This window comes from Micromonospora sp. CNZ309 (assembly GCF_002846525.1).
The window spans coordinates 6,828,788-6,845,706 of the sequence record NZ_PJNG01000001.1; the positions used below are offsets into that span (position 1 = coordinate 6,828,788).

Consider the following 16,919-nt stretch of genomic DNA (forward strand, 5'->3'; position numbering starts at 1 on the left):
CCACGACGGGCCGCCCGGGCCGCCGTACGAAAGGGAAACCATGAGCGTTGAGGTGTACTACGACGACGATGCCGACCTGGGCCTCATCCAGGGTCGCAAGGTCGCGGTGATCGGGTACGGCAGCCAGGGCCACGCCCACGCGCTGTCGCTGCGCGACTCCGGAGTCGACGTGGTGGTCGGCCTGCCCGAGGGCTCCAAGAGCCGGGCCAAGGCCGAGGAGCAGGGCCTGCGGGTGCTCACGCCGGCCGAGGCGTCGGCCGAGGCCGACGTCATCATGATCCTCGCCCCGGACACCGCCCAGCGCCGCATCTACGCCGAGTCGATCGCGCCGAACCTGGCAGCGGGCAAGGCGCTCTTCTTCGGCCACGGCTTCAACATCCGCTACGGCCTGATCAAGCCGCCGGCGGACGTCGACGTGGCGATGGTCGCGCCGAAGGGCCCGGGTCACCTGGTCCGCCGCCAGTACGCCGACGGCAAGGGCGTGCCCTGCCTGGTCGCCGTCGAGCAGGACGCCAGCGGCAGCGCCCTCGCGCTGGCCCTGTCGTACGCCAAGGGCATCGGCGGCACCCGGGCCGGCGTCATCCGGACCACCTTCACCGAGGAGACCGAGACCGACCTCTTCGGCGAGCAGGCGGTGCTCTGCGGCGGCGCGGCGGCGCTCGTGCAGACCGGCTTCGAGGTGCTCACCGAGGCGGGCTACGCCCCCGAGGTGGCCTACTTCGAGTGCCTGCACGAGCTGAAGCTGATCGTCGACCTCATGTACGAGGGCGGCATCGCCAAGATGCGCTACAGCATCTCCGACACGGCCGAGTACGGCGACCTCTCCCGTGGGCCGCGCGTCATCGACGCCCGGGTCAAGGAGGAGATGCGCAAGATCCTCAGCGAGGTCCAGTCCGGCGAGTTCGCCCGGGAGTGGGTGGCCGAGGACGAGGCCGGCCGGCCCAACTTCAGCAAGTGGCAGGCCGAGGGCGCGGCGCACCCGATCGAGGAGACCGGCCGCAAGCTGCGCGGCATGATGAGCTGGGTCGACCGCCCGATCACCGAGACCGCCTGACGCGTCACCCCCGCGGCCCGGCCCGGGCGCTCTCCCCGGCGCCCGGACCGGGCCGCCCCTGTCCGCCCACCACCGCCCGCCGCGCCGGCTCGCCGCCCGAGGTGATCCGGGCGCCCCGTCGCGCGCCGTTCACCGGCGCGTCGTCACCCGTTGTGAGGGCACTCACCCCACGGTCCGGGACCTGCCGGCCGGCCGGCCACCTACGATCGCGGGTAGGTGCGTAGCCGGCACCTGACGGCCATGGCCCGGATCAGCGCAGGGCGCAGCGCGGCGTCCCGCAGCCCGGCCCACCGCTCTGACGACAACTACGAGGACCAATGACTCCTGTCGTACTGATCGCCGAAGAACTCGCCCCCGCCGCCATCGAGGTGCTCGCCCACGACTTCGACGTCCGCCACGTCGACGGCACCGACCGTCCGGCCCTGCTCTCGGCGCTCTCCGAGGCCGACGCCGTCATCGTGCGCAGTGCCACCCAGATCGACGCCGAGGCGATCGCCGCCGCGCCCCGGCTGAAGGTCGTCGCCCGGGCGGGCGTGGGTCTGGACAACGTCGAGGTGCCGGCCGCCACCGCGCGGGGCGTCATGGTCGTCAACGCCCCCACCTCGAACATCGTCTCCGCCGCCGAGCAGGCCCTCGCGCTGCTGCTCGCCGTGGCCCGCAACACCGCCAGCGCCAGCGCCGCGCTGAAGGCGGGGGAGTGGAAGCGGTCGAAGTACACCGGCGTCGAGATCCAGGGCAAGACCGTCGGCGTGGTCGGCCTCGGCCGCATCGGCGTGCTCTTCGCCCAGCGCATCGCCGCCTTCGGCACCCGGCTGATCGCGTACGACCCCTACATCCAGCCGGCCCGCGCGGCCCAGCTCGGCGTCCGCCTGGTGGGCCTGGAGGAGCTGCTGCGCGAGAGCGACTTCATCTCGATCCACCTGCCGAAGACCCCGGAGACCGTCGGCCTGATCGGTGAGAAGGAGCTGGCCGTCGTCAAGCCGGGCGTCCGGATCGTCAACGCCGCGCGGGGCGGGCTGGTCGACGAGCAGGCCCTGGCCGACGCGATCGCCGAGGGCCGGGTCGCCGGCGCGGGCGTGGACGTCTACGCCAAGGAGCCCTGCACCTCCTCGCCGCTGTTCGCCTTCGACAACGTGGTCGCCACCCCGCACCTGGGCGCCTCCACCGGCGAGGCGCAGGACAAGGCCGGCCTGGCCGTGGCCAAGAGCGTGAAGCTGGCGTTGCAGGGCGAGTTCGTGCCGGACGCCGTGAACGTGCAGGCCGGCGGCGTCGTCGCCGAGGACGTGCGCCCGCTGCTGCCGCTGGCCGAGAAGCTCGGCCGCGCCTTCACCGCCGTCGCGGGCGGGGTCGCCGCCAGCGTCACCGTCGAGGTGCGCGGCGAGATCGCCAACCACGACGTGTCGGTGCTGAAGCTCGCCGCCACCAAGGGGCTGTTCAGCTCGGTGGTCGAGGAGCAGGTCACCTACGTCAACGCTCCGCACCTGGCCGCCGAGCGCGGCGTCGAGGTCACCCTGGTCGCCCAGACCGACACCGTCGAGCACCCCAACCTGGTCACCGTCCGCGGCGCGCTGCCCGACGGCCGTACGGTCAGCGTCTCCGGCACGGTGGCCACCGCCGGCGCCCGTGACGTGCTCAAGCTCACCGAGGTCGACGGCTTCGACGTGGAGATCGGCGCGGAGGGGATCCTGGTCTTCCTGCGCTACGCCGACCGCCCCGGCGTGGTCGGCACGGTCGGCACGCTGCTCGGCGAGGCCGGCGTCAACATCGCGGCGATGCAGGTGGCCCGCCGCGAGGCCGGCGGCGAGACCCTGATGACCCTCACCGTCGACCAGGCGCTCGGCGCGGACCTGCTCACCTCGGCGGCGGACTCGATCGGCGCGGTCGCGGCCAGCGCGGCGGATCTGCGCGACGAGTGACCTGAGCGCGCGACAGCGGGGGCCCGGCGGATGTCGCCGGGCCCTTCGTCGTACCCGGGCAGTGGTCAGCCGGGCAGCCGGGCCGGCGGCGGGTAGACCGAGCCGTCCTGGGCGTCGAAGAGCATCAGGTCGTACGCGCCGGCCAGCCGCTCGATGTCGAGCAGCACCTGGTCCTCGCAGGTCGGGTGCAGGTTCAGCTCGACGTGGTCGGCGGCCGCGTGCAGCGGCGTCACGGCCCACGGGCTGCCGGGGCCGGCCGGGCGGTCGGGGTAGCTGCCGGTGATGGCCCGGTAGAAGGCCACCACCCGCGGGTCCGGGTGCCGGTCGACGTGCTGCCCCTGCCGGCACCGCAGCACCGCCGCCCGCACGTCCTCGGGTGTCGCCCCGTCCGCCAGGGCCCACACGCTCAGATCGAAACTCACGGCGGACAGCGTGCCATTCCCCGTTCACCGCGTCGAAATCGCCCCGCCGCCGGTTCGGCACGCTCCTGTCGCGACGGTCCGCAGTGGAGGCCCTTGCGTTGAGTTGCGTCGATTCGCTAGCGTACCGGTGCGGTCACTGGCCGAGCTCGCGACGTGGGCCCGTCTTCGGGTGGCGAGGTCGACGTCCGGCCGACCGGCCCGCACCCCTCGATTGCGCGAGCCACGCGCACTCGTCGCTGACCGGCCCTCACGGTCGTTGCCGAGACCGTGGGGGCCGATCGCGCAATCCTCCCGGCGGCCCGCCGGGAGTGCACCCGTCAAACGCCGCACCCACCCCCGCGCAAACACCTCGCTGGTGGCGCGGCAGCGGCGGGCGGAGGGCTCAGCGGCGGTGGGCGAAGAGCGCGCGGTAGTCCGACCCGTTGCGGAACCAGGCCAGCCCGGCCGGCCCGGCGGCGTAGAGCGCGGTGGCGTAGGCGTCGGCGACGGCGAGGTCCGGCCCGACGACCGTCGCGGCGACGAGCTGGTCGGCGGGCTCCCCGGTGTGCGAGTCGACCACGTGCCCCTGCCGGCCGCTCACCCCCGAGGTGCCGACCGCGCCCGCCGTCATCTCCAGCACGAGCGGCGCCCGTTGCCGGTCCGTCGGATGGTGCACCGCCACCCGCCACGGGCCGCCGTGCGCCGCGTGCCCGCGTACGACCAGGTCGGCGCCCGTGAGCACGGCGTAGTCGTGCACCCCGGCGGCGCGCAGCCGGGCGGCGGCCCGCTCCACCGCCCACCCGCCGAGCAGCCCTCCGGGGTCGAAGCCGCCGGGCACCGCCCAGGCGTCGAACCAGCCGTCGGTGGCGGCCCGCATCGCCGCGCAGCGGTCCACCAGGTCGGCCAGCGGCGGGTACGAGTCGGGGCTGATCTCGCCCCGGCGCAGCCGGGAGACCAGGCTCTCCGGCCGGGTCGGGCCGTAGGTGAGGTCGATGGCGCGCAGCTCCGCGACCGCGTCGCGCAGCGCCTCCCCGATGCCGCGCCGGCCCAGCCACTCGGGGGCGTTGAGCAGCAGCGTGTATTCGGCCGTCGAGGTGCGCACGGTGTGCCGGACGGCGATCCGGTCCCCGCCGACGGTGCCGGGCCGGTCGACGCGGTGGCTGCGGGCGCCCAGCCGCAGGTCGGGCCGGCGCGGCTGGAAGGCGGACTGGTCCACCCAGCGGGTCCGTGGCTGCTGGTCGATCCGCATGGCGCTGCTCCCTCGCTGACGCCGGCCGCGTCGTCGTGGCCTCCGTCACGGGCCCCCGTCGACCCGTACGCCATCACGCTAGGCAGCGGAGATGACCTCCCCATGAATGCCACCTGGGAGGATCCTGTGCATCAGACTTTCCCGCATTCTGGAAGGTTCGTACCGGGGGGCGGGACGGCGGCGTACGGTCGACGAAACAGCGAGGCGAGGGAGCACAGGGACGTGGCACGGATCGCGGTGGTGGCCGGGGACGGGATCGGACCCGAGGTGGTCGCGCAGGCCCGCAAGGTCATCGACGCCGTGCTCCCGGGGGTGGACGCCACCGAGTACGACCTGGGCGCCGCCCGCTGGCACCGCACCGGCGAGGTGCTGCCCGACTCGGTGCTGACCGAGCTGGCCGGGCACGACGCGATCCTGCTCGGCGCCGTCGGCGACCCGACCGTCCCGCCGGGCGTGCTGGAGCGGGGGCTGCTGCTCAAGCTGCGCTTCGCCTTCGACCAGTACGTCAACCTGCGCCCGTCGCGGCTCTGGCCCGGCGTGCCCGGGCCGCTGGCGAGCGTCAAGCCCGGCGAGGTCGACCTGGTGGTGGTCCGCGAGGGCACCGAGGGCCTGTACGCGGGCGCCGGCGGCGCGCTGCACCGGGGCACCCCGGCGGAGGTCGCCACCGAGGAGAGCCTGAACACGCGCCACGGCGTGGAGCGGGTGATCCGCGACGCCTTCGCCCGTGCCACGCGCCGGGAGCGGCGCAAGGTCACCCTCGTGCACAAGACCAACGTGCTGACCCACGCCGGTTCGCTGTGGGCGCGGGCGTTCGAGGCCGTGGCCGCCGAGCACCCCGACGTGGCCACGGAGTACCAGCACGTCGACGCCGCCGCGATGTTCCTGGTCACCCAGCCGCAGCGCTACGACGTGGTGGTCACCGACAACCTGTTCGGCGACATCCTCACCGACATCGCCGCCGCCGTCACCGGTGGGATCGGGCTCGCCGCCAGCGGCAGCATCAATCCCGAGGGGGCGTACCCGTCGATGTTCGAGCCGGTACACGGCTCGGCGCCGGACATCGCCGGGCGCGGCGTGGCCGACCCGGTGGCGGCCGTACTCTCGGCGGCGCTGCTGCTCGACCAGCTCGGGCACGCCGACGCCGCCGCCCGGGTCACCGCCGCCGTAGGCGTGGAGCTGGCCGGCCGGACCCCGGGTGCGGCACTGCGCACCGAGGAGGTCGGCGACCGGCTGGCCGGGTACGCCACCGCCTGAGGCCGCCGGCCACCCACCCGCAGTTCCCGCGGCGCCGCCCGGCCACACCGTGGCCCGGCGGCGTCCACCCGTCCGGCGCTGCCGGTACGCCCGGGCGGCGCTACCGGCTGAACGACCGTTCGGGGTAAGTTTCTCGCACCAGGTTTCTCGGCATGCGGACCCGCGTGCCGTTGTCCCGCAGGGAGGTCAGCGCGATGAGCGGTGGTGACAAGCTCGACTTCGAGATCCGTCCGAATCCCGCGCCGGTATCCGTCGCCGACCGGGCCGCCCTGCTGGCCAACCCGGGCTTCGGCCGGGTCTTCACCGACCACATGGTCACCATCCGCTACGCCGACGGCAAGGGCTGGTACGACGCCCGGGTCGAGGCGCGGGCGCCGATCCCGATGGACCCGGCCGCCGCGGTGCTGCACTACGCGCAGGAGATCTTCGAAGGGCTGAAGGCCTACCGGACGGCCGACGGCGGGGTCACCATGTTCCGCCCGGAGGCCAACGCCGCCCGCTTCGCCGCGTCCGCCCGACGCATGGCGATGCCGCCGCTGCCCGAGGAGACGTTCGTCGACTCGCTGCGCCAGCTCGTCGAGATCGACCGGGACTGGATCCCCGAGGGCGAGGACGGCAGCCTCTACCTGCGACCGTTCATGTTCGCCAGCGAGGTGTTCCTCGGCGTCCGGCCGGCCAACGAATACCTCTACGTGGTGATCGCCTCGCCGGTCGGCGCGTACTTCTCGGGCGGCGTGAAGCCGGTGACGGTCTGGGTCTCCCCGGACTACACCCGGGCGGCACCGGGCGGCACCGGCGCGGCGAAGTGCGGCGGCAACTACGCCGCCTCGCTGGTGGCGCAGGCCGAGGCGATCGAGCACGGCTGCGACCAGGTGGTCTTCCTGGACGCGGTGGAACGCCGCTTCGTCGACGAGCTGGGCGGCATGAACGTGTTCTTCGTCTACGACGACGGCACGGTGGTCACCCCGCCGCTGACGGGCACGATCCTGCCCGGCATCACCCGGGAGTCGGTGCTCGCCCTGGCGGCCAACGCCGGGCACCGCATCGAGGAGCGGCCGGTGAGCTTCGCCGACTGGCAGGCCGACGCCGCGAGCGGCCGGCTGCGCGAGGTGTTCGCCTGCGGCACCGCCGCGGTCGTCACCCCGATCGGCGAGGTGCGCTTCCCCGACGGCGAGTTCCTCATCGGCGGCGGCGAGCCCGGCCGGGTCACGATGGCCCTGCGCCAGCAGCTCGTCGACCTCCAGCGCGGCAAGGGCGACGACCCGAACGGCTGGGTGCGCCGCATCCTCTGACGGCCCTGGCGGCACCGTCCCCGCCCCCTCTCGTCGGGCGCGGGGACGGCACGCCGCCGGGACGGGCTCAGTCGAGCAGGTGCTCGCGGAGGGCGGCGAGCTGGGCGTCGGTGACGCCGGCGTGGCGCAGGTAGCCCTCGATCGAGCCGTGGGCCTCGCGCAGCTCGGCGAGGAACAGCGTCATGGCCTCGGCGGGGCAGGTCAGCACCGGCAGGGTGTGCCCGCCCTGCCGCCCGGTGGCCTCGAACCAGGCGCGGTAGCGCTCGCCGGCCTCGGTGCTCAGCGCGTAGTCGGCGGCGATCTGGTCGTCGGCCACGCCGAGCACGGCGAGGGTGAGGCCGCAGACGATGCCCGTGCGGTCCTTGCCGGCGACGCAGTGCACCACCACCGGGGCGCTGGCGTCCTCGGCGATCAGCCCGATCGCCTCGGCGAGCCCGGCGGTGCCGGTGCCGGCCAGGTCGGCGTACCGGTCGGCCAGGTAGCGGGCCAGGTCGGTGCCGGGGCGGTAGGGCCGCTCGCCCCACTCGGCGTGCTCGGGGTGGATGTTGTGCCAGGTCAGGCCGTCGAAGTGGGGGACGCGGCCGTCGCGCTCCACCTCGTACGGGCGGCGCAGGTCGATGACCGTGCGGACGCCGAGGGCGGCGAACGCCTCCCGGTCGGTGTCGTCGATGCGGTGCAGCGAGTCGGAGCGGTAGAGCCGCCCGGTGCGCACCCGGCGGCCGTCGTGGCCGGCATGGCCGCCCACGTCACGGAAGTTGAACATCGTCGTGAAGGGAATCCGGCGACCGACCTCGACAGCGTCCACCCCGACACGGTAACGGCCCCCCGCGATCCGCGGGGGGCCGTGGCGCGCCGGTGCTGCCGGGCTAGCGGGCGGTGCCGGGCGGGATGGCCGAGTACGTCTCGCCGTAGTAGCCGCCGAGCCGGTCCCGGTAGGTCGGGTCGGTGTCGGCGGTCTCGTCGTACTCCGGGGCGGCCTTGATCTGGTCCTTGCTCCGGTCGACGTGCACCTCGCGCTCGTCGTGGTCGACGTGGTTGACGGTGCCGGCCGGGATCATGACCTTCCGGCCGAAGATCCACGGGCCGGTGTCCACCACCAGGTAGCTGCCGTTGACCTCGTGGCTGGCACTGTCGATCTTGCCGATGCCGCCGTCGGTGGCCTCGACCTTGTAGCCGACCAGGTCGGCGTCGGCCACGCTCGCGGTGTCCCGGTACCGCCACGGGTCGAAGGTGCCGGCGGGGGCGCCACCGGCGAACTCGCCCTGGCCGCCGCCGCGCAGCGGGTCCGGGCTGCCGTGGGTGCTGTGCGGGTCGAGCCTGTCCATCTGACAACTCCTGCCCCGACTGTCGCCAGTCGTCTCGCCGGTCCGGTGTCCTCTGCCTCCTCCGCAAGAGCTACCCGGGCGGTCGGCACCGGAAACGGCGCTCGCCGGGGCCGGAGACGACGGTGGGCCGGCGCCGCAACCGCGGCACCGGCCCACCGGGCGTACGCGTCAGGCGAGCGCGGCCTGGGCGTCCAGGGTGACCGCGGCGGCGTGCACGACGGCGGCGATGCGCAGCCCCTCGTGCACCTGCTCGCGGCTGAAGCCCGCGCCCCGCAGGGTCTTCTCGTGCGACTCCAGGCACACCCCGCAGCCGGTGATCGCCGAGACCGCCAGGCACCACAGCTCGAAGTCGGCCTTGTCCACGCCCGGCTTGGCGATGATCTGCATCCGCAGCCGGGCGGGGATCGACTGGTACTGCTCGTCGCCGATCAGGTGCTTGGCCCGGTAGTAGACGTTGTTCATCGCCATGATCGTGGCGGCGCCCTTGGCCGCCTCGACGGCCTCCGGCTTCAGGTGGTCGGCCGCCTCGGCGGCGATCTCCCGCAGCACCTCCGGGTTGCGCCCGGCCACCGCGCAGGCCAGCGCGGTGCCCCAGGCCTGGGTCGGGGTCAGCGTGCTGGTGGCGATGGTGGAGCCGAGGTTGAGCTTGATGTCCTTGGCGTACTCCGGCAGAGCCGCCTTGATCGCGTCCAGACCCATGGTCAGGCCCCGGCGCCGGCGAGGAGCTTGGTGGCGTCCAGGGTCTCGCCGCCCTTGTTCCAGTTGCACGGGCACAGCTCGTCGGTCTGGAGGGCGTCGAGCACCCGCAGCACCTCGGAGACGTTGCGGCCGACGGAGCCGGCGGTCACCATGACGAACTGGATCTCGTTGTCCGGGTCGACGATGAAGGTGGCCCGCTGGGCCACGCCGTCCTGACCGAGCACGCCGCAGGCGGCGGTCAGCTCGCGCTTGACGTCGGCGAGCATCGGGAACGGCAGCTCGCGCAGGTCCGGGTGGTCCTTGCGCCACGCGTAGTGGACGAACTCGTTGTCCACCGACACGCCGAGGACCTGGGCGTCGCGGTCGGCGAACTCCTCGTTCAGCCGGCCGAACTCCGCAATCTCGGTCGGGCAGACGAAGGTGAAGTCCTTCGGCCAGAAGAAGACGACGCGCCACTTCCCCTGGTGGGACTTGTGGTCGATCGACTCGAACGCCTTGTCGGCGTCCAGCGACACGCAAGCGGTGAGTTCGTACTCGGGGAAGCGGTCACCGACAGTGAGCACAGGTCCTCCTTGACAGCGGCACGAAGGCCGGTAACTGGATCAATTCCAGATTCTGCCGTAGCCCCGTTTCCGCCGGATGGCGGCCAGGTGACTTGTGAAGTCGATCACCGGCGGCGGGTTGTGCCGGCGCACCGCCCGCCGATGCGGTATCGCGACCCTCCGTCACCGTCCCGCCATGTGGATTGTGCCTCCCAAAACCAGGGGGCGGGTGGCAGAGTGGCGACCGTGACCAGCACCCACCTGATTATTCGCACCTAGCGCGCCGGCCTCCCCTCCGCCGAGCGCGCAGACCTCCCGCATCCGCGGGGGGTCTTTTTGTTGCTCTGAGAAAGGACTCCCTGATGACGTTCCAGGTCTACGACACGACGCTGCGCGACGGCGCCCAGCGCGAGGGGTTGAGCTACTCGGTGGTCGACAAGCTCGCGGTGGCCCGGCTGCTCGACGAGTTCGGGGTCGGCTTCATCGAGGGAGGCTGGCCCGGCGCCGTGCCGAAGGACACCGAGTTCTTCCGGCGGGCGCGCACCGAGCTCGACCTGAAGCACGCGCTGCTGGTCGCGTTCGGGGCCACCCGGCGGGCCGGGGTGCCGGTCGCCGACGACCCGCAGGTGCGCGGGCTGCTCGACGCGCAGACGCCGGCGGTCGCCCTGGTCGCCAAGGCGGACCTGCGGCACGTCGAGCGGGCGCTGCGCACCACTGCGGGGGAGAACCTGGCGATGATCCGCGACACGGTCGCGCACCTGGTCGCCGAGGGGCGGCGCGTCTTCGTCGACGGGGAGCACTTCTTCGACGGCTACCGGTCCGACCCCGCCTACACCGCCGCCGTGGTGGAGACGGCGCTCGCCGCCGGTGCCGAACGGGTGGTGCTCTGCGACACCAACGGCGGAATGCTCCCGTCCCAGGTGACCGCCGCCATCGCCGAGGTGACCGCGCGGCTCGGCGTCGACCCGGAGCTGCTCGGCATCCACTGCCAGAACGACACGTCCTGCGCGGTCGCCAACACCGTCGCCGCCGTCGAGGCGGGCGTACGCCACTTCCAGGGCACCGCCAACGGCTACGGCGAGCGCCCCGGCAACGCGGACATCTTCGCCGTGGTCGCCAATCTCCAGCTCAAGCTCGGGCTGCCCGTCCTACCGGACGGCTGCCTGGGGCAGATGGTGCGGGTCTCCCACGCCATCGCCGAGATCGCCAACATCGCCCCCGACACCCACCAGGCGTACGTCGGGGCCGCGGCCTTCGCCCACAAGGCGGGGCTGCACGCGAGCGCGATCAAGGTGGATCCGCTGCTCTACAACCACGTGGACCCACAGGTGGTGGGCAACGACATGCGGATCCTCGTCACCGAGATGGCCGGCCGGGCCAGCGTCGAGCTCAAGAGCCGCGAGCTCGGCCTGGACCTGGCCGGCCATCCGGAGGCGCTGTCGCGGGTCACCCGGCGGGTCAAGGAGCTGGAGGCCGGCGGCTGGTCGTTCGAGGCCGCCGACGCGTCGTTCGAGCTGCTGGTCCGCTCGGAGCTGGACACCGCGCCCGCCAGGCCGTTCGCGCTGGAGTCGTACCGGGTGCTGGTCGAGCACCGGGAGGACGGGTCGGTGGTCTCCGAGGCGACCGTCAAGATCCGCGTACGCGGGGAGCGGGTCATCGCCACCGCCGAGGGCAACGGTCCGGTCAACGCCCTGGACGAGGCGCTGCGGGTGGGGCTGGCCCGGCACTACCCGGAGCTGCGCGACTTCGTGCTGGCCGACTACAAGGTGCGGATCCTGGAGGGCACCCACGGCACCGGCGCCGTGACCCGGGTGCTGCTGGAGACGGTCGACGGCGCCGGCCGCGACTGGACCACCGTCGGCGTGCACCCCAACGTGGTCGAGGCGTCCTGGCACGCCCTCGTCGACGCGCTCACCTACGGCCTCGACCGGGCCCGGGTCTGAGCCCTCAGCCGGCCGGGAGGCGCAGCTCGGCCAGGACGGCGCGGTGGTCGCTGCCCGGGACCCGGTGCACCGTGACGGCCCGCACGGCGATGCGCCGGTCGACCAGCACGTGGTCGATCACCACCGACGGGATCGGGTCCCCGTCGTACGGGCCCCACGTGCCGACCAGGCCCGCGCCGGCCTGGTCGGCGGCGTCGACGTAGCCGGTGTCCAGCAGGGCGCGCAGCGGCGCGTGATCGAGGGTGGCGTTGAAGTCGCCGGCGAGGATCCGCAGCGGCCCGTCCGGGGTGGCGGGCGGCTGCGCCGCCAGGTCGGCGCGCCAGTGGCCGACCTGGTCCAGCGCGTACGGGGCCGACGGGTGCGCCGACTCGACCCGCACCGCCGGCGCCCCGGGGACCGCCACCGTGCCGTGTGACTGGTCGAAGCCCCAGCCGCCCCGGTTGTGCCGGACGCCGCCCTCGCCGATGGGGAACCGCGCGTAGAGCCCGGAGCCGACGGTGCCGACCCGCGGGTCGAGCTGCCGGTGGGGGAGCAGCCGGTCCAGGCCGAGCCGGTCCAGCTCCGCCCCGGCCCGCGGGGTGAACTCCTGCACGGCGAGCACGTCGACGCGGTGCCGCCGGACCAGGTCGACCAGCGCCCGCGCGTCGCCGGCCCCGGCCAGCAGGTTGGCGGTCAGCAGCCGTACCGTTGGCCCGTCGGCCGGGGGCTGGCCGGACGGCAGGGCCCGGGGCGCCACCACCGCCACCAGGGTCGCCGTGACCAGCGCCGCGACCACCGCCGGCCAGCGGCGCCGCAGGGCGAGCGCGAGCAGCAACGGCAGCACGCTCCCGGCGGCGGCGTACGGGGTGAAGGCGAGCAGCTGCACCAGCGGTCCCCGGTCGAGCCCGCCGAGTCGTACGGCCGCCCAGGCGGCCCCGGGCGCGACGGCGGCCCAGCAGAGCGCGGTGCGCAACCGTGCCGCCCGGCCGCCCGGCGCCCGCCGTGGAGCCTCGATGATCACCGCTGGAGGGTAGCGCCCGCGCACCCCCGTGGTGGCCCGGACGGGGCGGCACCGGGCGCGCCGGGCGCGCCGCCCCGACGCATTCGTGAATGGCTGAGCGCTCGCTTCTCACAATTTTCCGGGGCGGAGTGAAGCCATTAGCAGAACGTGATCAACTATTGACGTCCCGCTTTTTGTGGTGCTACCTTCCAGTGGGTTGAGACGTCGAAACTCTGAGTAGTAATGCCAGCTCAGAGCCGGTGAAAATTGTTGAGACGACAACATCTAGGGTGCGGCCTGAGGTGCGGGCTCCAGGCGGTTGTCGCTCATTTTCCCCGGGCCCAAGAAATGGAAATCAGCCGTCCCTCGATCGGTGGGACAGGCCGAATCCGCACGGTCAACAAAAGGGAGACCTGTCATGACCACACTCTTCCGACCCAAGGCGGTGGCGGTGGCGTTCGCCGCGCTGGCGCTCACCCTGGCCGGGGGCGGGATCGCCGTCGCCCAGCCGGCGGCCAAGGCGCCCGCCGAGGTCGCCCAGCCGGCAGTCCGGCAGCCCGGCTCCGGCGGCCAGCCCGCCGTGACCCCCGCCGAGGCCCGCAAGGCCAAGGCCGCCCTGGCGCAGGGCCCGTCCGCCCAGGCGACCGCGCCGGGCACCGTCGCCTCCGCCGTCGTATCCAGCGGCGGCGCCCTGCTCCGAGGCTCGCCCGAGGCGGTCTCCGCCACCCGGTACGGCCCCGGCCAGTACCAGGTGCTGTTCAACTACAACGTCTCGCTGGAGACGTTCGTGGCGACCATCGGCACCACCGACCCGTACAACGTGCCCCCGGGCGGCGAGATCTCCGTCGCGCCTCGGCTCCAGACGCCGAACGCGGTCTTCGTCCAGACCCGCAACTCGTCGGGAAGCTACGCCGACCGGCCGTTCCACCTGGTCATCGCCAACTGAGCACCCGCTGACGGCGCCGGCCCCCGCCACGCGCGAGGGCCGGCGCCGCCGCGTGGTCCCGCCCCATCGCAGGTCGATCACGCAGCCGGTGGTGGGACTTGAGCCCTGGATTCAGGTGGGGCGCGACAACTGCCTAGGCGACGCTGGCTGGGGTGCGGTCGTGTCCGTCGGGGCTGGGTCGGAGGGTTGTCCTGGTTCGGGCCGGTAAGGGTCGGCCCGGCGGTGATAATCCGACGTTTGTCCGGCCGTCGGCACGGGAAGCAAGCACCGTGACGGACATCTCGGACACCTTGGCCAGCGTGCCCAGCCCGGCCGATCCCGATGCGACCCCGGCCGACCTGGAACAGACGCTCTTCGAGGTCAAACGCGTGATCGTCGGGCAGGATCGGCTCGTCGAGCGCCTGCTCACCGCCCTCGTCGCGAACGGGCACTGCCTGCTGGAGGGCGTGCCGGGGGTGGCCAAGACGCTGGCCGCGCAGACCCTGGCCACCGTGGTGGGTGGCACCTTCTCCCGGATCCAGTTCACCCCGGACCTGGTCCCCTCCGACATCGTCGGCACCAGGATCTACCGGGCGTCGCGCGAGGACTTCGACATCGAACTGGGCCCGGTCATGGCGAACCTGGTGCTCGCCGACGAGATCAACCGGGCCCCGGCAAAGGTGCAGTCCGCCCTGCTGGAGGCGATGGCCGAGCGCCAGGTCTCGATCGGTGGGCACAGCTACGCCGTACCGGACCCGTTCCTGGTGCTGGCCACCCAGAACCCGATCGAGTCGGAGGGGGTCTACCAGCTGCCGGAGGCGCAGCGCGACCGCTTCCTGATGAAGATCGTCGTCGACTACCCGAGCGACGCCGACGAACTAGCCATCCTCTACCGGATGAGCGCCGACCGGCCCGTCGCCCGGCGGGTGCTCGACCCACAGCGGCTGCGCGAACTCCAGGCCCGCGCCGCCCACGTCTTCGTGCACCACGCGATCGCCGAGTACGTCGTCCGGCTGATCTTCGCCACCCGTGACCCCGGCCGGTTCGGCCTGCCCGAACTCGCCCCGCTGCTCGCGTACGGGGCCAGCCCCCGGGCCACGCTCGGCCTGGTCCGCGCCGCGCGGGCCCAGGCGCTGCTGCGCGGCCGCGAGTACGTGCTCCCCGAGGACGTGCGGGAACTGGCCGTGGACGTGCTCGCCCACCGGCTGGTGCTCTCCTTCGACGCGGTCGCCGACGGGGTGGCCGCCGAGGCGGTGGTCCGGCGGCTCGTGGAGGCCGTACCGCCGCCCCGCGTCGCGGCCGGCCACCCGGAACACGCGGCAGACCTGGCGGCGGCATGAGGTGGCGCGGGAGCGCGCCGGCCGGCGCGCCGACCGCACCGGGACTGGCCGACCTCACCTCCGACCGGCGCCTGCGCCGGCTGGAGCTGGCCGTCACCCGCCGGCTCGACGGGCTGCTGCACGGCCGCTACCGTGGCCTGCTGCCCGGGCCGGGCAGCGAGACCGCCGGCAGCCGGGAGTACCGGCCCGGTGAGGACGAGGTGCGCCGGATGGACTGGGCGGTGACCGCCCGCACCACGGTCCCGCACGTACGCGAGGTCGACGCCGACCGGGAGCTGACCACCTGGCTGCTGGTCGACGCGAGCCCCAGCATGGAGTACGGCACCGCCGAGCTGGACAAGCGCGAGCTGGCCGTGGCGGCCGTGGCGGCGATCGGCTTCCTGACCGCCGGCGTGGGCAACCGCCTCGGCGCGCAGGTGCTCGGCCCGGACGGGCTGCGCCGGTTCCCGCCCCGCAGCGGGCGTACCCACCTGCTCGGGCTGCTCCGGGCCCTGCTGACCGCCCCGCGCGTCGGCGGGCACGACGGCGACGACCCGCCGCCGGCGGGCGACGACCTGGCCGACGGGCTGGCCGCCGTGCACCGGGTGGCGCTGCGCCGTGGCCTCGTCGTGGTGGTCTCGGACTTCCTCGACGCACTGCCCGACGATCCCGGGCGGGCACCGTCCTGGGAGGCGCCCCTGCGCCGCCTCGCCGTGCGACACCAGGTGCTCGCCGTCGAGGTGACCGATCCCCGGGAGCTGGAGCTGCCCGACGTCGGCCTGGTCACCCTGGTCGACCCGGAGACCGGGCGGCGGCGCGAGGTCTGGACCGGCGACCGCGCGCTGCGCGAGCGCTACGCCGCCGCGGCGAGCGCCCAGCGCGAGCAGGTACGCCAGGCGCTGCGCCGCAGCGGGGCCACGCACCTGCCGCTGCGCACCGACCGGGACTGGGGCGCCGACATCGTGCGGCACGTGCACGCCCAGCGGCGGCTCGTGGCGGCCCCGGCCCGGACGGCCCGGGGAGGTGCGGCGTGATCTGGCAGTCGCCCGTCCGGCTCTGGCTGCTGCTCGGGGTGCTCGCCCTGGCCGTGGGCTACCTGCTGATGCAGCGCCGACGCAGCCGGTACGCCGTCCGCTTCACCAACCTGCGGCTGCTCGACCGGGTCGCGCCGCACCGACCCGCCTGGCGGCGGCACGTGCCGGCCGGGCTCTTCCTGGCCATGCTGGCGCTGCTGGTGGTGGGCTTCGCCCGGCCCACGGCGGAGGTGCGGGTGCCCCGCGAACGGGCCACCGTGATGGTCGCCGTGGACGTCTCCACCTCGATGCTCGCCGGCGACGTGGAACCGGACCGGCTCAGCGCCGCCAAGGAGTCCGCCCGGCGCTTCATCGACGGCCTGCCGGACGAGTTCAACGTCGGGCTGGTCGCGTTCGCCGGCAGCGCGGCGGTGCTGGTGCCGCCGGGCACCGACCGGGAGGCGCTGCACGAGGGCATCGAGCGGTTGGTCGAGGGGGCCACCGGGGTGCAGGGCACCGCCATCGGGGAGGCCATCAGCACCTCACTCGGCGCGGTGAAGGGCTTCGACAGCCAGGCCGCGCAGGACCCGCCGCCGGCCCGGATCATCCTGCTCTCCGACGGGGCGAACACCTCCGGCATGGACCCGATGGAGGCGGCGTCCGAGGCGATCGACATGAAGGTGCCGGTGCACACCATCTCGTTCGGCACCCCGAGCGGCACCGTGGACCGGGGTGGCCGGCCGATCCAGGTGCCCGTCGACGGGCAGACCCTGCGCGCGGTCGCCGAGGAGACCGGGGGCGGGTTCCACGAGGCCAGCACCAGCGACGAGCTGCGCGCCGTCTACGACGACATCGGCACGTCGGTCGGCTACCGCACCGAACGGCAGGACGTCTCGGCCCGGTTCATCGGCCTCGGGCTGGTGTTCGCCATGGGCGCCGCGGCCGGCTCGATGCGCTGGTTCGCCCGGCTGCCCTGATCCCGTACGACCACCGTCGAGAAGGACACGT

Annotated in this window: 16 protein-coding genes; 9 read left to right on the forward strand and 7 right to left on the reverse strand. The window is 73.8% G+C overall.

Translation table 11 applies throughout. The features are described from left to right. The first annotated feature begins 40 nt into the window (after nucleotides 1-40). Nucleotides 41-1,054: a ketol-acid reductoisomerase gene (gene ilvC / locus CLT72_RS29380; RefSeq protein ID WP_101414519.1), complete on the forward strand. Its 1,014-nt coding sequence runs from the start codon at nucleotides 41-43 to the stop codon at nucleotides 1,052-1,054. 317 nt (nucleotides 1,055-1,371) lie between these two features. Next, nucleotides 1,372-2,970 (forward strand): phosphoglycerate dehydrogenase, encoded by a 1,599-nt coding sequence (serA, locus tag CLT72_RS29385; protein ID WP_101414520.1) that lies wholly within the window; start codon nucleotides 1,372-1,374, stop codon nucleotides 2,968-2,970. 65 nt (nucleotides 2,971-3,035) lie between these two features. Here the strand turns inward: serA and CLT72_RS29390 are convergent, their stop codons facing one another. Next, the gene (locus tag CLT72_RS29390; RefSeq protein WP_089001620.1) at nucleotides 3,036-3,392 is read right to left on the reverse strand and encodes a hypothetical protein; all 357 of its coding nucleotides are present in this window, start codon (nucleotides 3,390-3,392) and stop codon (nucleotides 3,036-3,038) included. 382 nt (nucleotides 3,393-3,774) lie between these two features. Next, nucleotides 3,775-4,620, reverse strand: a complete 846-nt coding sequence (locus tag CLT72_RS29395; protein WP_101414521.1) for an FAD:protein FMN transferase — start codon at nucleotides 4,618-4,620, stop codon at nucleotides 3,775-3,777. 222 nt (nucleotides 4,621-4,842) lie between these two features. Between CLT72_RS29395 and CLT72_RS29400 the strand changes: the two genes are divergently transcribed. Next, entirely contained in the window at nucleotides 4,843-5,874 is a 1,032-nt protein-coding gene (locus CLT72_RS29400) for a 3-isopropylmalate dehydrogenase (RefSeq protein WP_089001618.1), read from the forward strand. A 194-nt stretch (nucleotides 5,875-6,068) separates the two neighbouring features. Beyond that, nucleotides 6,069-7,166: a branched-chain amino acid aminotransferase gene (locus CLT72_RS29405; protein WP_101414522.1), complete on the forward strand. Its 1,098-nt coding sequence runs from the start codon at nucleotides 6,069-6,071 to the stop codon at nucleotides 7,164-7,166. A gap of 67 nt (nucleotides 7,167-7,233) precedes the next feature. Here the strand turns inward: CLT72_RS29405 and CLT72_RS29410 are convergent, their stop codons facing one another. The 4 genes from CLT72_RS29410 to CLT72_RS29425 form a co-directional block, all read right to left on the reverse strand. Then, entirely contained in the window at nucleotides 7,234-7,998 is a 765-nt protein-coding gene (locus CLT72_RS29410) for a tyrosine-protein phosphatase (RefSeq protein WP_374208827.1), read from the reverse strand. 34 nt (nucleotides 7,999-8,032) lie between these two features. Beyond that, the gene (locus tag CLT72_RS29415) at nucleotides 8,033-8,491 is read right to left on the reverse strand and encodes a PRC-barrel domain-containing protein (protein ID WP_101414524.1); all 459 of its coding nucleotides are present in this window, start codon (nucleotides 8,489-8,491) and stop codon (nucleotides 8,033-8,035) included. A 168-nt stretch (nucleotides 8,492-8,659) separates the two neighbouring features. Beyond that, nucleotides 8,660-9,190: an alkylhydroperoxidase, AhpD family gene (gene ahpD, locus CLT72_RS29420; protein ID WP_101414525.1), complete on the reverse strand. Its 531-nt coding sequence runs from the start codon at nucleotides 9,188-9,190 to the stop codon at nucleotides 8,660-8,662. 2 nt (nucleotides 9,191-9,192) lie between these two features. Further along, entirely contained in the window at nucleotides 9,193-9,753 is a 561-nt protein-coding gene (locus CLT72_RS29425) for a peroxiredoxin (RefSeq protein ID WP_101414526.1), read from the reverse strand. A gap of 341 nt (nucleotides 9,754-10,094) precedes the next feature. Between CLT72_RS29425 and cimA the strand changes: the two genes are divergently transcribed. After that, the gene (gene cimA / locus CLT72_RS29430) at nucleotides 10,095-11,675 is read left to right on the forward strand and encodes a citramalate synthase (RefSeq protein WP_101414527.1); all 1,581 of its coding nucleotides are present in this window, start codon (nucleotides 10,095-10,097) and stop codon (nucleotides 11,673-11,675) included. Between the two features lie 4 nt (nucleotides 11,676-11,679). Here the strand turns inward: cimA and CLT72_RS29435 are convergent, their stop codons facing one another. After that, complete coding sequence (locus tag CLT72_RS29435) at nucleotides 11,680-12,669, reverse strand: endonuclease/exonuclease/phosphatase family protein (RefSeq protein WP_486484391.1); 990 nt, start codon at nucleotides 12,667-12,669, stop codon at nucleotides 11,680-11,682. Between the two features lie 403 nt (nucleotides 12,670-13,072). On the opposite strand from CLT72_RS29435, the gene CLT72_RS29440 reads away from it, so the two are divergent. The 4 genes from CLT72_RS29440 (at nucleotide 13,073) to CLT72_RS29455 (ending at nucleotide 16,888) form a co-directional block, all read left to right on the forward strand. Then, on the forward strand, nucleotides 13,073-13,600 hold the full coding sequence (locus CLT72_RS29440) for a hypothetical protein (RefSeq protein ID WP_101414529.1): 528 nt from the start codon (nucleotides 13,073-13,075) through the stop codon (nucleotides 13,598-13,600). Between the two features lie 269 nt (nucleotides 13,601-13,869). Next, entirely contained in the window at nucleotides 13,870-14,919 is a 1,050-nt protein-coding gene (locus CLT72_RS29445; RefSeq protein ID WP_089001606.1) for an AAA family ATPase, read from the forward strand. After that, nucleotides 14,916-15,932: a DUF58 domain-containing protein gene (locus tag CLT72_RS29450; RefSeq protein WP_101414530.1), complete on the forward strand. Its 1,017-nt coding sequence runs from the start codon at nucleotides 14,916-14,918 to the stop codon at nucleotides 15,930-15,932. Before CLT72_RS29445 ends, CLT72_RS29450 begins: the two co-directional genes overlap by 4 nt. Next, nucleotides 15,929-16,888, forward strand: coding sequence for a VWA domain-containing protein (locus CLT72_RS29455; RefSeq protein WP_101414531.1), 960 nt, complete (start codon nucleotides 15,929-15,931; stop codon nucleotides 16,886-16,888). Before CLT72_RS29450 ends, CLT72_RS29455 begins: the two co-directional genes overlap by 4 nt. Nucleotides 16,889-16,919: the final 31 nt, after the last annotated feature.

What these genes read in the sequence shown, in the direction of transcription:
- ilvC (WP_101414519.1), top strand. Translation starts at nt 41, where the DNA reads ATGAGCGTTGAGGTGTACTACGACGACGATGCCGACCTGGGCCTCATC.
- serA (WP_101414520.1), top strand. Translation starts at nt 1,372, where the DNA reads ATGACTCCTGTCGTACTGATCGCCGAAGAACTCGCCCCCGCCGCCATC.
- CLT72_RS29395 (WP_101414521.1), bottom strand. Translation starts at nt 4,620, where the DNA reads ATGCGGATCGACCAGCAGCCACGGACCCGCTGGGTGGACCAGTCCGCC.
- CLT72_RS29405 (WP_101414522.1), top strand. Translation starts at nt 6,069, where the DNA reads ATGAGCGGTGGTGACAAGCTCGACTTCGAGATCCGTCCGAATCCCGCG.
- CLT72_RS29415 (WP_101414524.1), bottom strand. Translation starts at nt 8,491, where the DNA reads ATGGACAGGCTCGACCCGCACAGCACCCACGGCAGCCCGGACCCGCTG.
- ahpD (WP_101414525.1), bottom strand. Translation starts at nt 9,190, where the DNA reads ATGGGTCTGGACGCGATCAAGGCGGCTCTGCCGGAGTACGCCAAGGAC.
- cimA (WP_101414527.1), top strand. Translation starts at nt 10,095, where the DNA reads ATGACGTTCCAGGTCTACGACACGACGCTGCGCGACGGCGCCCAGCGC.
- CLT72_RS29440 (WP_101414529.1), top strand. Translation starts at nt 13,073, where the DNA reads ATGACCACACTCTTCCGACCCAAGGCGGTGGCGGTGGCGTTCGCCGCG.
- CLT72_RS29450 (WP_101414530.1), top strand. Translation starts at nt 14,916, where the DNA reads ATGAGGTGGCGCGGGAGCGCGCCGGCCGGCGCGCCGACCGCACCGGGA.